The following is a 15,403-nucleotide window of genomic DNA, read 5'->3' as shown; positions in this document are numbered from 1 at the left end:
AGGCTCTGCAAAGAGGCTAGCCGAGGTCGGCGCCGCGAACAAGCGTTGCCGTCACCGCGAGCGTGCGCACAACACGCGCGGTGCTGCAAAGGTCATGCGCCATGCCGCGCCCGCGCTGTCCGGGGGGCCGTGGCAACCGCGGTGCCCGGCCCCTCGGCGACCGGCGACCTAGGTTCCGGCCGGCCCCGTCGGCCCGGCCGGCAACCTTCCCGCCCCGCTGCCGTCCGCGCCCGCCAGCGCCGGAAAGTCCTCCGGCCGCAGCCACCTGGCCAGGAAGGTGCCCAGCGCATCGAGCAGGACATCGGAACTCAAGCCCTGCGGTCCGCCGAACGGCGGGCTCAAGACCAGGGCCGTCTGCCCGTGCTCGTACACATCGAGGCGCCGCATCGTGTCAGCCGGCTGCAGCCAGGCCTCGGCGCGCTCGCAGCCCTCGAAACCGAAGGCGCGCAGATAGTCGCGCGCATGCCGCTGCCCCAGGCACAGCACCAGGCGCGGGCGGTACTGCTCCCGCAGCGAGGCAATGAAGCGGAAACGCCCGCCCAGCCGGCACAGGCGCGCATAGTCGGACTTCACGCGCAGCCAGGGCTGGTCGCGGAAGGTCTTGCTCCACGACTGCACCGGGTCCGGCCGCTCCGGCAGCGGGAACAGGTTCAGCTTGAAGTCCCAGCCACCGGGCCGGTAGAGGTAGTGCTCGAAATACGCCTGCGCGCTGACGTGGCTGCGCCCCGGGTGCAGGGCCGCCGCCCGCGCGGCGGCCAGCACGCGCGCCACGCGCAGATGCGTCTGCCAGCGGGGCAGCCAACGCGCATGGCGCCGCCGGAACGCCAAGTCCCAAGCCCCCGGTTCCGGCTGCGGCCGCAACGCAACCTCGAGCGGGACGGAAGCGATCAGCGGCGCCACATCGCAGATCCAGATGGCGGCGGCCGGATTGCCACCCTCCATGCCCACGAACGACGCGAACGCCCTGTCCAACTCCTCCCGCTCGCGGGCTGCGAGTTGAGTCTCTTGCATCTATTCCATCTTGTTGTTATTGCGTGCACGCGGAACATCGACGCGGCAATCGCTTTATTGTTGTCTGCGCGGGCCCCAACCGGCACTGAATATGTCCCGCGCATCACCCCGTACCTCGCGCCTGCCCTTCTTTCCGGTGGGTACGCGCCACTGCGCGTCCGCACCGGCCTGAGGGCTCCGCCATTGCTGCACCGCACCTGTGCCTGAAATGGAACTCCGCCATGGCGCAAGCTGAATGTCCCTCCCCCGGCAGGGAAACCAAAACCCCTCCTATAGGGGAAAGCGCCGAATATATAGACATTTGCCCACCTGAATGGCGGCCCACCGCACGGACAGGCGCCATCCATGCCCTGTCCATCCGGGAAAGCGCCTGTGGGAAACACGCATCGATCCAGCGGAAACATCGCCGCCACGCGCGTGCAAGACGGCATGCACCAGGACCGGGGAAGCACCGCCCAGCCGCGTAATCCAACCCCGCCCGGCAATGCGCCCGGAACCGCATCCAGCGGTGCGGCAGCCCGGCGAGCGTTGCATTGGATGCCACGCCAACGCGCATTGGCTGTCATTGCGCAACGCAGCAATCCCCCATTACAATCCAGGGTTAATACCTATGCACAGCGGGGCATCGCCACACCAGCCGGCGACACCCTGGCGAACGACACCTGCGAGGCGGTGCCCATCCGGCCGGCCGAAAGGCAGCGGTCGGCGACAATCTGCCGCTCACACCATCCGTTTCCGTCCCCGGCGCATCACGCCGATGGCACGGAATACCTCCGCCGAACATGGCGCGGCAAAACGGTAAGAAACGTCGGCTGCTCAATCGGGAAAACCAGAACAAAGCAGCAAGATAAGCATAGGCCACTATTTACACATCAACCCAGTCATCCAGCACGACCATAATTGTATTAACATAAATACATAAACTCAGAAACGCAGCCTCCTGATATACGCCGGCTTCATGCCGAAAACGACAAGCCATCCGTCGGAACCGCCCCCCTGCCATTTCCTATCCGCAATGATCGGAGACAGGCCCCGACGAGAATGGCGCACGCAGGCAGATGAATCCGAACGACCCGCCAGGCAACGCCCTTTCCTACCCAGCTACCGGTTCCAGCCCGCCCGTCCCGGCACCTGCCGCGCCTACCGCGCCTGCCGTGCCTGCCGCACCCACCGCATCCGCCATCGCCAAGCTGACGCCACGCCAACGCGCCGTGCTGGCACTGCTGCTCACCGGGCAATCGAACAAGCTGATCGGCCGCCAGCTCGGACTGACCGCCAACACCACCAAGGACCACGTCGCCGCCACGCTGAAGCGGCTGGGCCTGCGCAAGCGCGGCGATGCACTGCGCCACGCGCAGCAGCTGATGGCCCTGCTGACGAATGAAGACAGCAGTGCCACACCCGGCGCGGCAGCACACGATCCGGCGCCAACGCCGCCCGCGCCCACACCCGCGCACGACGGCAAGCTGCCGGAGTTCGGCCTCACCGGCCGCCAGCTGGCCGTACTGGTCCGGCTCATCGATGGCCTGCCGAACAAGCAGATCGCCGAGCAGATGGGGCTGTCCATCTACACGGTGAAGGAATACGTCTCGGAGATCCTGAAGCGGCTCGGGGTGAAGACGCGGTTCGAGGTAATTTCGCTGGTGCAGCGGATGGACAAGACCCAACCGTAAGCACGCCTGGGTCATCCGATGGCCCGCGCTACGGCTGCTACAGCCGCTACAGCTGCCACAGCTGCTAGCAGCACTACGGCCTGCGCGCGATCGCCACGCGCCCCCTCACATCCCTCGCGGCCCCGCACGCGATCGTCCCGCCCCATGGCCGATCCGCGCGTCGCACGCACATCAGATGCACATTTGACACGCATCTGACACACATCCGACAAACACGGCAGGCACCGCAGGCACACACCGCGTAGCAGGCGAGCCGCCACCCCACGTGGACGCGAATCACGCGTTGGCAGCCGACATGCGCCGCCCCGCTATTCCCCCCCGAATTCTTTAAAAAAATCCTTGCCATTTGCGCAGGCCTCGATATGCGTCGCTCGCTATTGCAGCCGAGCCGCCAACGCCCGCGCGCCTGGCCTCGCCCGGCTCAGCACGGCTGCCCGCACCCGGCGCCGGCCCTCAACTCCGGTCCTGCGCCGGCGATACCAGGGCACACCCGCCGCCCCGCATCCCGCCCCCACGCCCAAGCCGCCAACCGCGGCATCTCGAGGCAACGGCTGCGCAGCACGCCATCGCAAGCAATCCGGCCGCCCCGGAACCCCTGCAGACCATTGCGGAAAGCCGCCCAACACAGCGCCAATTCGACAAGGCGCAGCGACTTGCCCGCCCTCCGAATCGGAATCCTCCGAGCCCCGGCAGGGCAAAACCTAGCGGAAACCCATCCCATGTGGGGTACGGGAACGCCAACGCCTGATTGCGTGATGTACCCCTGTTCTCTATGATTCGGAATCTGATAAAAATGACATTATTGTCTTATCGCCATCCGAAAGAGCGGTATGACAGATCGGGCAAAGAAGTTGACTTCTCGCCCTTTTCTTAAACGGGGGGTTTTATCCACCAGCTGTCGCCGGGTCAAGCGGCAGCAGGGACGTTTAGGAGCTCGCAATGAACCTTGAACTCGGTAACACAGCGGACCAGACCACCGCCCGGGTTCCCAGCCGGCAACCGCATGGCGTCCTGGCGTCTTCCCAGGCCACAGCGGAGTGACTGGTATGCTACATATGCTGATTTCGCGACTGATCAACCTGCCACGGCCCCAGAAGATGGCGCTGATGGTATCCGCCGATGTGATAGCGCTGCCGCTGTGCTTCATGCTGGCGCTCGTGCTGCGCCGAGGCAATTTCGACCTCGTCCAGCAGTACGGCCTGATGCCGCCGCTCATCATCGCCGCCCTCACGCTGCCGGTCTTCTACCTCAGCGGCCTCTACCGTTCCGTGGTGCGGTACATGGACCTCAAGGTCCTGTGGGTGACCGGCGTCAGCCTGGGCACGCTGCTGCTCAGTACCTACAGCCTGTCCTTCCTGATCAGCAGCGAAGCGCTGCCGCGCACCGGCCTGCTGATCTACTGGTTCGTCGCCTTCGCCTACGTGGTGGCCTCGCGCCTGCTCGCCCGCTCGCTGCTGCGCCTGCAACCGGCCAGCGCCCGCGACGCCGGCGCCGCCAAGCGCATCGCCATCTTCGGCGCCGGTGAAGCCGGTTTCCAGCTGGCCATTGCCATGCGCGCCAGCAGCGACTACACCCCGGTCTGCTTCTTCGACCACGATCCCAGCCTCAACAACAAGATCGTGGCCGGCCTGCCCGTGCACTTCGCCGGCAAGCTGGCCGAGCAGATCGACCGGCGCAGCATCGACGAAGTCGTGCTCGCCCTGCCCTCCAGCTCGCCCGGCCGCCGCCGCCAGATCGTCGACTCGCTGCGCGCGCTGCACATCAAGGTCCGCACGCTGCCCACGCTGCTGGAGCTGGTGGATGGCCGCATCACCACCCAGTCCATCCGCGACATCAAGGTCGAAGACCTGCTCGGCCGTGAACCGGTACCGCCCGAGCACCGCCTGTTCGCCAAGTGCACGCACGCCAAGACCGTCATGGTGACCGGCGCCGGCGGCTCCATCGGCAGCGAACTGTGCCGCCAGATCGCCAGCCAGGGACCGCGCAGGCTGGTGCTGTTCGACCACTCCGAGTACGCGCTGTACACCATCGAGCAGGAACTGCGCCACAGCTTCCCCAACCTGCGCCTGGTCGCCAAGATCGGCTCCGTCTGCGACAGCGAAGCGGTGGAATCGGCAGTGCAAGGCAACTGCGTCGACACCATCTACCACGCCGCCGCCTACAAGCACGTGCCCCTGGTCGAAAGCAATATGGCCGAAGGCATCCGCAACAACGTGCTGGGCACCGCCGTCGTGGCCGAGATCGCCGACCGCTACAGCGTGGAAACCTGCGTGCTGGTCTCCACCGACAAGGCCGTGCGGCCCACCAATGTGATGGGAGCCAGCAAGCGCATCGCCGAACTGGTGTTCCAGGCCGCCGCCGCGCGCCGCAACACCCGCACCGTCTTCTCCATGGTGCGCTTCGGCAACGTGCTCGGCTCCTCCGGCTCGGTGGTGCCACTGTTCCGCCAGCAGATCCAGAACGGCGGGCCGATCACCATCACCCACCAGGACGTGATCCGCTACTTCATGCTGATCCCCGAAGCCGCCCAGCTCGTCATCCAGGCCGGCGCCATGGCCAAGGGCGGTGAAGTCTTCGTGCTGGACATGGGCGAACCGGTGCGCATCGTCGACCTGGCACGCACCATGATCGAAATGTCCGGGCTGCGCGAAAAGACGGAAAACAACCCGCACGGCGACATCGAGATCAAGGTGGTGGGCCTGCGTCCCGGCGAGAAGCTCTATGAAGAACTGCTGATCGGTGGAGAGGTCACGCCGAGCTCGCATGAACGGATCATGTGTTCGCGCGAACATCGCTTGTCTGAGACGGAACTGCAGGACAAGCTGGCGGCACTGTTTGCGGCTTGCGATAGCCGGGATCAGCTGAAGATCCAGACGATGGTGCAGGCGTTGGTGACTGAGTATGCGCCGTATTCGTCGCTGGAAGGTCGTGTGGCGAAGCCTGTGCGGAGCAAGCCGACGCCTGTTCTGGCCCCGCTGCCGATTGGACTAAATAGGTTCGAGAGCCCCGTAGCAAGTAATCGTGTTGCTCGCACGGTGGAAGCAAATCAGGCAGCTTAGAAGCTGTCGCGAAATTATCCAAATGGTCTGCGAGCCGGCATTAACTAACTTTCTGCCTTGTCCGCCTGACAGGAAGCGATGGCCGGAGAACTGATCGACGACGAACTGTGGTCACTCATCGAACTGCTGCTGCCGGCGCGAGCGCCGCGCAACCGCCGATAGACAGGGCGCAATCCGGCAACGCCAGATCGAGCGGTGCTGGCTGGCATGGTTTCCGTTTAGCGCTCTGGCATCAATTGGGACCCTCTTCTGCAAAAGATAGGCTGTGGCTCCGACACCATATCAGCTACGACATCACGCAAATTGTCGCGCTGGTTGAGATAATTCCTCCCATTTGCGGAAGATGCAGACGTCCGCTGCGTAAGCCGAAGATAGTCCAAGGCGACCAAGGCTACAGTTCCGACCCACGTCGTCAGTGCTTGCGTGGGCACCGCTTCACTCCCGCGCTTGCCAAGATCGCCTCCCTTCGAGGCAGTCGACGCGGCAGAACGTGCTGGGTCGTGGAGCGCTCGATTGCTTGACTCCACTCGTTCAGACGCCTGAAGATCCGATACGGACGACCGCCCGTGCCCGCGAAGCCTTCCTGCCACTTGCCCGTTCCTTGATTTGCTGGAGCAAGCTAAAGCCCTGTATGAATTAATTTCGCAACAGCTTTTAGGCACACTGGGACTGCAACTTGGACCTTGGCGAAAGGCTGAATGCTCTACAATGGCGGGATTTCGCCGCGTGGCGGATCACCTTGCGATCACTGGGAGCCGCAGGCAGCGGCCACCTATTTTACTTTCCTCTTTATCTTTATGAACAATAGCGAGAAACTCTACGCCGTTTTTGCCCAGTCACTCAATATTGGTGCTGAGAATGTGACCGATGAGCTCACCTACAACTCCATTCCTGAGTGGGATTCTGTGGCCCACATGGCTTTGGTCGCGGAAATCGAAAACTCTTTCGAGATCATGATGGATACGGATGACATTGTCGACATGAGTTCGGTCGGTAGGGCCAAGGAAATTCTCGCCAAATACAATATCACTTTCTGAGGGCCACGCATGTTGCTCAAGGACAAAATCGCGTTGGTGACCGGCGCTTCCCGAGGCATTGGATATGCCACGGCGCGCCTGTTTGCCGAAGAGGGTGCACATGTGGTGCTTTCGGGCAGGTCCGTTGAGCACTTGGAAGCCGCGAAAAGCAATCTTGAAGCCGCGGTACCAGGCGCACAGGCGACGATCGTGCCACTCGATGTGGCAAGCCCAGAAAGCGTCCGCGATGCATTCCAGGCGCTATTTAAGCAAACCAAGCGGCTTGATGTCCTCGTCTCGAATGCCGGCGTGCTTGACGATGCTCTGATCAGTATGGTGACCCAGGCTCAGATTCATAGAGTGTTTGAGCCGAACACCTTCGGTGTCCTGTATTGCGCCCAGTACGCAAGCCGCCTGATGGCACGCAACAAGCAAGGCAGCATTATTAACTTGGCGTCTATTATTGGTACCAATGGCAACATTGGCCAAGCAGTTTACGCGGGTAGTAAGGCAGCAGTCATCGGCATTACGAAATCGCTGGCGAAGGAATTGGCTCCGCAAAACATTCGCGTCAATGCCATTGCTCCGGGTTTCATCGATACCGACATGGCCCGCTCAATCGGCTCGGAGAAGTTTGCCGAGCGTGTGGCGTCAGTTCGTATGGGCCGCGTCGGCAGCCCTGAGGAAATCGCAAAGGTGGCGCTCTTCCTTGCGTCCGATCTAGCGTCTTATGTAACGGGACAAACTATTGGCGTTGATGGCGGGATGCTAATCTGATGTTTGCCAACAGACTGCAGTCATATGGCGATCGTCCATCTCTGATACTGGAGGATGGACTGATCCTGAGCTACGCGCAACTGGCGCAACGAGCCGATGAAATTTTCGCCGATGCGATCTTGCCATCGCGCACTCTGATCGCCATTGAGTGCGAGAACACAGTCGCATCGGTCTCCGCGTATCTCGGCGCACTGCGCGGTGGCTATCCGGCGTTGTTAGTTGACGCGCAGCTTGACGAGCAGTTACGCAAACGCCTGTATAGACACTTTCGGGTCGCTTACGTGCACGATGCCGCAGGGCGGTGGGTGTCTCAGGATCAGCCTTCGCCGCAAGTGCATCCCGATGTTGCCGTTTTGCTCTCCACGTCGGGCAGTACAGGCTCGCCGAAGCTGGTCAAGCTAACGGCCGCGAATCTGGATGCCAATGCGGCTTCGATTGCACAGTACTTGCAGCTCGGCGATGATGAGCGCCCCATCACGTCACTGCCAATCCATTACTCCTACGGCTTGTCCGTACTGAATAGCCATCTTTCCGTGGGCGGAACGGTCCTGCTGACCGGTCAGCCTGTGACGGCACGCAAATTTTGGGACATGTTCCGTGAGCATGGTGCAACGAGCCTAGCAGGTGTACCGACGATTTACGCCATGCTCAAGCAGTTGCGGTTCGAGCGTATGGAGTTGCCATCGCTGCGCACGATGACGCAGGCCGGCGGGCGCCTCGCTCCCGAACTGGTGAGGTGGTTCAGCGAACTGGCGACCTCGCGCGGCCAGCGCTTCTTCGTCATGTATGGACAAACCGAGGCCACGGCTCGCATGGCCTATGTGCCATCTCAGAAACTGCCGGAAAAGGCATCGTCTATCGGTATCCCAATTCCAGGTGGCAAGCTGGAACTTGTAGGGGAAGATGGTCGCGTAGTCGAGGCGATCGGCGAAACTGGCGAACTACGGTATTCCGGCCCGAATGTCATGATGGGCTACGCGAGCGAGGTGGAAGACTTGGCAAAGCCGGATCTTCACGAAGGCGTGTTGCTGACCGGTGATCTGGCTACGCGGGATGAAGATGGCTTCTTCCATGTGGTAGGCCGGATCAAACGCTTCATCAAGGTTTTCGGCAATCGTATCGGGCTGGACGAGGTAGAGGAACAATTGCGTGAAGACCGCTACGATGTCGCGGTGACCGGTCGCGATGACCTTCTTGTCGTTGCCGTCCGTGGTGCCGCCGAGGACATTAAGGAAAAGCTGAGTTCACACGTGAGCGCCCGCTACCGCCTGCACCGGTCGGCCATCCGAGTGCACACCGTGGAGGCGTTTCCGCTATCGACCTCGGGCAAGGTCCAGTACGCGGAACTGCTCAAGTCGCTTTGCCCGTGAGTGTCAAATCTGCAAGCGAACAAGACATGACAACCGAACGCCCTTACTTTGCATGGCCTGTCTATGGCATGGCACATGGCGAAAAATCTATCTATCTTGCCAGCTCGTTGAGTGACCTGACATGGCAGCATGCAGCACGCTGCAATCCATACGAACGCATCTTGCTTGCGCATGGTTATCAGCCGAGGCAGCCATTCGGGTTGGAGCAGGTTCCGTTCATTCCTGTACGTCTGTTCAAGGAATATGAGCTGAGCTCGGTTGCGAAGGATAGTATCTTCAAGGTGCTGACGTCGTCAGGCACCACTTCGCAGCGCGTGTCGCGAATCGTGCTCGATCGCGAAACCGCAATGGCACAGACCAAGACGCTGGTGTTGATCCTCCAGCAGTTTCTCGGCAAAGCCCGCCTGCCCATGCTGATAATTGACCATCCGGGCGTGATCAAGAATCGCCAGTCGTTTTCGGCGCGTGGAGCTGGCATCCTTGGCTTGTCCAATTTCGGTCGCGATCACACATATGCCTTGCGTGACGAGGACATGATGCCGGATGTCGACGTAATCCGAGCATTTCTTGAGCGCCACCGCGGACAGCGAGTGTTCCTCTTCGGATTTACTTTCATGGTCTGGAAGTATCTCTACCAGGCGCTCAAGGACATGCCCGATGCGCCTCGATTCGAGGACGCGATTCTGATTCACAGCGGTGGTTGGAAGAAATTGCTGGACGAAGCGGTCGACAACGACACTTTCAAGGCTGCACTGGCAAGCAAGCTCAACATCCAAGCGGTACACAATTTCTACGGCATGGTAGAGCAGGTCGGTTCTGTCTTCATGGAGTGCGAGCATGGCCGGTTGCACGCGCCTGTGTTTGCGGACGTTTTGATTCGTGACGCGCGCGACTGGTCTGTCTTGCCAAGGGGAAAAACAGGTCTTATTCAAGTGCTGTCCGTTTTGCCTACAAGCTATCCTGGTCATAGCTTGCTTACGGAAGATATCGGCGAATGGACAGGTCTGGATGATTGCCCCTGCGGCCGACTCGGTCGCACGTTCCGTGTGCACGGGCGCGTGGCGAAGGCAGAATTGCGCGGTTGTAGCGACACTCACGCGGCAGAGGCTTCGATGGCAGCGAAGGTGGAGGCATGATGCTTGACTATGAATCGCTAATACCTGGTTCATCGCTGCCAGAAGCCTTGGGGGAGGTGCCCCCATTGCCCGCGTTCGATGAAGCATCGCTCGCATTTGTAGAGGCACTCTCGGCGCGATTAATGCGGATGCCCGAAGCGCGAACTTATCCTGAGTTGACCGCGCTCGGTTTCTGGATGCGCCGCGCCAATCTCAACCGCCTGCGCACCGATATGGAGCGGCGCATGGGCGGCTCGTTGCTGACCCCTCGCGGGACCGTGCTGCACATTGCGCCGTCCAACGTTGATACGATCTTTGTCTATTCGTGGTTTCTATCGCTGCTGACCGGAAATCGCAACATCGTCCGTCTATCATCGAAACCATCGCAGCAGGCGGACCTCTTGGTCGGCGCAATTGCGGCGCTGCTTGCAGACCCTGCCCATCGTGAAATCGCGCAGCGCACGCTGTTGGTGCGATACGCCGCCGATGACCGGATCACCACCCGCATGTCGGCTGTCTGCGACGTACGAGTAATATGGGGCGGAAACAGTACTGTCGAGCATATCCGTAAGTTACCTCTGGCGCCTACAGCGACGGAAGTGGCATTTGCCAATAAGTATTCGCTTGCACTCGTTAGTTCGGTGGGCTGGCTGGAGGCCCATGAAGCACAGCGGGCAGATTGGATCGAAGCTTTCTACAACGATGCTTACTGGTTCGATCAGATGGCCTGCTCTTCGCCCCGCCTCATATTATGGGTCGGCGATGCAGGTCAAGTTGAGACAGCCTCGACAGATTTCTGGGCCCGGTTCGAGCGCTTCCTTGCTGGCAAGCAAGAGAGATTCGGCGACGCGGACTATGTCAATAAGCTTGTGGCGGGAGATGCGTTGGCCATCGAAGCGGATGTCGGCATTCGCCCCACGGCGAACAATGACCTCGTTCGAGTTTGGCTCGACCAGCCGGCCTTGCACGACAACCTTCACTGCGGCGCCGGCTTATTCTTCGAGTCAATGTTGCCGACCCTCGACGCCATTCGGCCCTTGCTGAACCGAACCGTTCAAACGGTGTCGTATGCAGGATTCGGAGCTCAACTGTTGCGCGACTTCGTGCTGGCGAGCCCACTCGCCGGCATCGATCGCATCGTGCCGTTTGGGCGTGCACTGGATTTCGCCCCGGTCTGGGACGGCTTCGACCTGTTGCGTGTCTTCATGCGAGAGATAACTGTCGCTTGAAGCAGGCATTCCCCCAGTCCCCCGAGATATCATAACTTGACACTTCCACGCCTATGCCGTTGATCCACGCCAGCTCATTCTCATCTGTCGTCATTGCGGGTGCCGGAGGTTTTGGCCTTGAGTTATATGACTACTTGCAGCAAGAGGCTCTGCAGGGCGCTCCTTCGGTGGTGGGATTCATCGATGACACGCCGGGCGGCAAGGTGCCTGACGGCATTGATTTGCCGCACCTCGGCGGAATTGGCGAATTTCGCGCTCAGCCGGGATTATGCGTGATCGTAGCTATTGGCTCCGTGAAAGGACGTCGGGCCGTATTTGAAAAGCTAGCGGCCAACAACGTGCCGACGCCGGCTTACGCACACAGAACGGCGATTGTTTCGCCGGCGGCAAAGATAGGCTTGGGCGTAGTGATTTGTCCTTACACCATTGTAAATCGAAATGCCAGTATGGCGGACGGCTCGGTCGCCAACGTTCATTGTAGCATCGGGCATGGCGCATCAGTCGGCGAATTCTCCGTGCTGTCCCCGTACGTGGCGCTGAATGGCGATGCGGGAATCGGCGCGGGTTGTTTTCTCGGTACTCGCGCCACAATATATCCGCGGATTCATATTGGCAACGAGTGCATTGTCGACACTCACACGGGGGTGCGAGCAAATGCCATTGACAGGCAGCTTATCTCTTCACGCGGGCAGTACCAAGTGAGCGCACTTAGGGTTCGTTGAGAGGTTGTGGCGCTTCCGATTTCTCGACCAATCTTCCCTTTAACGTGCTGAATGGCGGCCGGCTGAGAACAGGCAGCGGAAATTATTGAGGGCGGGGCTGCAGGTGGGTGCCACTCGTCTTACAGATCGGTGCGCCAATAGTGTGTGATGTGCGAACAGATAGCGCCTCAAGGTAAGCATGTAGCCAGCACCGCCTTGACGTCCGATGCAGTTACGCTGGCTTAACCAGTTGCTCGGCAACGAACCAAGGCAGAAACTTGTCGACACGGTTGACCGCGTGATCTGGGATGCGCGCGATCCCGAGGCGCAGATAGGCCTCGGGATCGACGCCATTGAGTTTGGCTGTGCCGATCAAGCTATAGATTGCCGCAGCGCGCTCTCCGCCAGAGTCTGCACCGACGAAGAGGTAATTGCGCCGCCCGATGGCCACGCCGCGCAGGGCACGCTCGACCGGCAAATTGTCGATCTCCAACTGCCCGTCGTCGCAATAGCGCGTGAGAGCCGCCCACCGATTCAATGCGTACAGAATCGCTCGACTCGTGTCGGATTTGCGTGAGAGCGTCTCCAGCGTGTCGCTCAGCCACGCGTGGAGTTGATCGAGTAGAGGGCGCGCCTGCGCCTGGCGATATGCGCGACGCTCGTCGGGCGGGGTTTGCCCCGGATCTGCTCTTCGACCTTGTAGAGCGCTCCAATGCGTTCCAGCGCTTCGGTATTCAAGGCATTCGGGCGGGCTGCATGCAGTTCGTAGAATTGCCGTCTGGCATGGGCCCAGCACGCTGCTTCGGCAACGCGTCCCGTTTCGTAGATCGCTTGATAGCCACCGTACGCATCAGCCTGCGACGTCCCTTTGACAGAGCCTGGATGGTGCTGCGGGTGGATGCCTTTGCGGTCCGGTGTGTAGGAAAACCAGACGGCCGGCGGCGTCGCATCGCCCGACGCACTGTCATCGCGCACGTACACCCGTTGGCTGCTTAACCTGCATAGGTTTCGCTCAATCGCTACAGAAAAGCCTGTGAGCGGGTGGGAAATTATCACGCGGCGCCGCTCGTCGAGGCCAGACACTCGAACACACACTTACTAGCCGGACGGAATTCTCAAGGTCGTTCCACCAACTCTCGAATTATGAGTTGCTTAGTCAAGTCAGCATCCCCCTTCGAGCCTAGCGGCACCCCTATAACACTTTTGGCAATCTCATTCGAAACATGCTTAGCGCGCTTTTGATCCAGTGCCCGAAGAAATGCGGCATCCTCTAACCCTGACCGCCAAGCCTCCCAACGTCGACTAGAGAGAAGCCGCTCAGCTTTATCAATATAGATTGGTGAATAATTATACCCCCCATCACTTCGATCATTCCAAACATCTCCCACCGCACCGAAATCCGAATAGCTCCAGAAACCTACGCCAGACATGGACTTGGCGACAGCCCTCCAAGGTAGCATTCTATAATATGTATATACATCATTGCCCTTTGCCGGCCCCTTTGTATCATACAGCCAGACCTCCTCACTCTGTTGATTGGCTACACCCTCAATCACGGGCAAAACCACTGCGATATCAACCCTTCCCAGTGCAGCCAGAGCTTTTTCATTATCAATCGTGACGAAAATCTTAACCCCATCCAATGCTCTCCTCATCCAAGAAAATACTGCGGATGCAGCCTTCAAATCCCCCCCAGACGGCTCATCAAACGGATAGATGTAAACCCCCTCCTTATTAAAACCTGCGGACTCAACCGCACCAATTGCAGATTTATACCACTGCGCGAACTCTGCCTTCTTCGGCTCTGACGCCGCTATTGCCGTACCTTTTTGATTAACAAACAGTATTACGCGCTTAATCAGCCCAGCACGAATCATTGGATTGTAATAATCCAAATATCGAGTCAATTTCTCGACATTGGCCGAAGGATACGCACCAATCGACGTAATTGGCACAACTATCGTATCCTCATGATGATCAATGAGATCTTGAACTGCTGCCTTTACCACATCATTGATAATTTTGCCGTTAAGGTAACTCCAAGTGGTCGCGCCCAAGGCATACTTTTTCCAGCTCAAGTCCACCGCTTTTAAAGATGCCGCAAGCTGAAATTGCTCCCGGCCATTTTTGATCGCAAATCTATAGCTCGCTGAGCCAGCCCTTCTACCGCAAAATCGAAGGAAAAGGAACTTTGATTCACCAATATCAAGGGAAATGCTTTTCTCAATTAGCACTAGCGGGTCATAGTGACCAACCCCGTCTCTATCGCGAGCTACCTTCGCTTCAAAAACGCCGACATCAACGTACTTTGCCCCTGTAACAGTACTATCCAACGTAAGATCTATTGCTCCGCTTGATGTATTGCTCACGACCACCGACTTGTAATCACACGCGTCGATCGGCAGCAACATCTGGGCCTTCGCCTCCATTGCGACGTCCTTCGGCATCTCCAGCGGGGAAATCTCCGCCCAAGGAGATACCACTTGGCTAACAAAAGTACGACCTGGATAGGCTCTCCGCAAGAGTTCGGCACGTCTTGTCTTCCGGTCCTCACCTTGGCGAGCGCCCAATTTCGTTAGTATGCCGACATCTCGAATGGCGTAACTCTCCTCCGCTCGCTGCGCCGCCCTGCGATCTGAATCAGCAACAATGGCATCTGGCAAAATCGGAAATTCCATTCCATTGCCTTTACCTTTCCCAGCATAAACTTCAACTTCATCAACTGAAAAGTAAGGTGGAACAACCAGCACTTCGAGTCTGACAAATCGAAGAGCGACTCCATTGAGCGACGTCAGAAAATCTTTCTCTTCATAACTTGAAACCGGATCGCTTGACGCCCTCTCCATCAAATCACCTAGATAGGCAAATCTTCTTCCATCTTGGCTACCATAGGCGAAAATATGTGCGGGGAAACTGACACCTCCCACTGATCCAGCGCTCGAATGAACTTTGATCCGACCGACCGAGGAAACTTCCCCCAAATCTAATGAGATTGTTACTCGCCCCACTCTCTTCCATGTTAGAGCACGAGAGGAAAGCCACATCTTCCCTCCAACCCGACTCCCGTCGGTCAGCGCAGAATGCACATCTTCCGAATAATAATCTCGATAGTTTGGCTTGGGATTTACATCATAGCTCTTCCCTACCGAAATAATTTTTGAATCGATATCGTCGCACCACCCAAGAGAAAAGAGCGTCGACAGCAATAAAAAGGCCACCAGTAACATCAAGTCGAAGTTAAGCCGACGCATGTCCCCTCCCGCGATAGTGGTTCTCCAACACACTGCGCGCAAAAGCAAGTTTCTCCACCTAGCGGCAGAGAAGTCTTTCTGAGTTAAGTCTTAAATTTTAGTGCAAAAGTATTTGCATCGACATTGATGCTTCTGCGACCATTCCAGCATAAATTCCCGCCCCCCCTGCCGCACGCTCTTCCCGTACGGCAGGGGGGCCCT

At 59.1% G+C, this 15,403-nt stretch carries 10 protein-coding genes and 2 pseudogenes; 9 read left to right on the top strand and 3 right to left on the bottom strand.

From position 1 onward, the window contains the following. Positions 1 to 168: 168 nt before the first annotated feature. The gene (locus BKK81_RS06405) at positions 169 to 1,011 is read right to left on the bottom strand and encodes a transcriptional regulator (RefSeq protein ID WP_156811155.1); all 843 of its coding nucleotides are present in this window, start codon (positions 1,009 to 1,011) and stop codon (positions 169 to 171) included. A 1,058-nt stretch (positions 1,012 to 2,069) separates the two neighbouring features. Here BKK81_RS06405 and BKK81_RS36970 point away from each other — a divergent pair. From BKK81_RS36970 to BKK81_RS34110, 9 genes and pseudogenes are all read left to right on the top strand, one after another. Then, a complete protein-coding gene (locus BKK81_RS36970) occupies positions 2,070 to 2,684 on the top strand; it encodes a LuxR C-terminal-related transcriptional regulator (protein WP_083383978.1) in 615 nt (204 codons plus the stop codon). A 1,046-nt stretch (positions 2,685 to 3,730) separates the two neighbouring features. Next, on the top strand, positions 3,731 to 5,743 hold the full coding sequence (locus BKK81_RS06395) for a polysaccharide biosynthesis protein (RefSeq protein ID WP_071011449.1): 2,013 nt from the start codon (positions 3,731 to 3,733) through the stop codon (positions 5,741 to 5,743). Positions 5,744 to 5,821: 78 nt separating this feature from the next. Beyond that, positions 5,822 to 6,261 (top strand): annotated as a pseudogene (locus BKK81_RS35955) (transposase); the annotation flags it as partial. 180 nt (positions 6,262 to 6,441) lie between these two features. Next, complete coding sequence (locus BKK81_RS06385) at positions 6,442 to 6,780, top strand: acyl carrier protein (RefSeq protein ID WP_231907987.1); 339 nt, start codon at positions 6,442 to 6,444, stop codon at positions 6,778 to 6,780. 9 nt (positions 6,781 to 6,789) lie between these two features. After that, positions 6,790 to 7,536 (top strand): SDR family NAD(P)-dependent oxidoreductase, encoded by a 747-nt coding sequence (locus tag BKK81_RS06380; RefSeq protein WP_071011448.1) that lies wholly within the window; start codon positions 6,790 to 6,792, stop codon positions 7,534 to 7,536. Beyond that, positions 7,536 to 8,906, top strand: coding sequence for an AMP-binding protein (locus BKK81_RS06375; RefSeq protein ID WP_071011447.1), 1,371 nt, complete (start codon positions 7,536 to 7,538; stop codon positions 8,904 to 8,906). The genes BKK81_RS06380 and BKK81_RS06375 overlap by 1 nt, the downstream gene beginning before the upstream one ends. Positions 8,907 to 8,932: 26 nt before the next feature. Then, positions 8,933 to 10,042: a LuxE/PaaK family acyltransferase gene (locus BKK81_RS06370; RefSeq protein WP_071011445.1), complete on the top strand. Its 1,110-nt coding sequence runs from the start codon at positions 8,933 to 8,935 to the stop codon at positions 10,040 to 10,042. Then, positions 10,039 to 11,250, top strand: coding sequence for an acyl-CoA reductase (locus BKK81_RS06365; RefSeq protein ID WP_071011443.1), 1,212 nt, complete (start codon positions 10,039 to 10,041; stop codon positions 11,248 to 11,250). The genes BKK81_RS06370 and BKK81_RS06365 overlap by 4 nt, the downstream gene beginning before the upstream one ends. Positions 11,251 to 11,303: 53 nt before the next feature. Next, positions 11,304 to 11,972: an acetyltransferase gene (locus BKK81_RS34110; RefSeq protein ID WP_083383977.1), complete on the top strand. Its 669-nt coding sequence runs from the start codon at positions 11,304 to 11,306 to the stop codon at positions 11,970 to 11,972. Positions 11,973 to 12,183: 211 nt separating this feature from the next. On the opposite strand, the pseudogene tnpC reads toward BKK81_RS34110, so the two are convergent. Together tnpC and BKK81_RS35225 are read right to left on the bottom strand one after the other, a co-directional pair. Then, positions 12,184 to 12,932 (bottom strand): annotated as a pseudogene (tnpC, locus tag BKK81_RS06360) (IS66 family transposase); the annotation flags it as partial. Between the two features lie 134 nt (positions 12,933 to 13,066). Further along, a complete protein-coding gene (locus BKK81_RS35225; protein WP_156811153.1) occupies positions 13,067 to 15,202 on the bottom strand; it encodes a hypothetical protein in 2,136 nt (711 codons plus the stop codon). Positions 15,203 to 15,403 lie beyond the last annotated feature (201 nt).

It is taken from the genome of Cupriavidus sp. USMAHM13 (assembly GCF_001854285.1).
In the GTDB taxonomy this organism is placed as follows: domain Bacteria; phylum Pseudomonadota; class Gammaproteobacteria; order Burkholderiales; family Burkholderiaceae; genus Cupriavidus; species Cupriavidus malaysiensis.
The sequence above is the reverse complement of the archived record's forward strand: the minus strand, read 5'-3'. Positions and strand labels throughout refer to the sequence as shown.

Bases quoted from the DNA above. Each gene is read 5' to 3' on its own strand.
- BKK81_RS06365 (WP_071011443.1), top strand. From the start codon at position 10,039: ATGATGCTTGACTATGAATCGCTAATACCTGGTTCATCGCTGCCAGAA.
- BKK81_RS35225 (WP_156811153.1), bottom strand. From the start codon at position 15,202: ATGCGTCGGCTTAACTTCGACTTGATGTTACTGGTGGCCTTTTTATTG.
- BKK81_RS36970 (WP_083383978.1), top strand. From the start codon at position 2,070: ATGAATCCGAACGACCCGCCAGGCAACGCCCTTTCCTACCCAGCTACC.
- BKK81_RS34110 (WP_083383977.1), top strand. From the start codon at position 11,304: ATGCCGTTGATCCACGCCAGCTCATTCTCATCTGTCGTCATTGCGGGT.
- BKK81_RS06395 (WP_071011449.1), top strand. From the start codon at position 3,731: ATGCTACATATGCTGATTTCGCGACTGATCAACCTGCCACGGCCCCAG.
- BKK81_RS06375 (WP_071011447.1), top strand. From the start codon at position 7,536: ATGTTTGCCAACAGACTGCAGTCATATGGCGATCGTCCATCTCTGATA.
- BKK81_RS06385 (WP_231907987.1), top strand. From the start codon at position 6,442: ATGCTCTACAATGGCGGGATTTCGCCGCGTGGCGGATCACCTTGCGAT.
- BKK81_RS06370 (WP_071011445.1), top strand. From the start codon at position 8,933: ATGACAACCGAACGCCCTTACTTTGCATGGCCTGTCTATGGCATGGCA.
- BKK81_RS06380 (WP_071011448.1), top strand. From the start codon at position 6,790: ATGTTGCTCAAGGACAAAATCGCGTTGGTGACCGGCGCTTCCCGAGGC.
- BKK81_RS06405 (WP_156811155.1), bottom strand. From the start codon at position 1,011: ATGCAAGAGACTCAACTCGCAGCCCGCGAGCGGGAGGAGTTGGACAGG.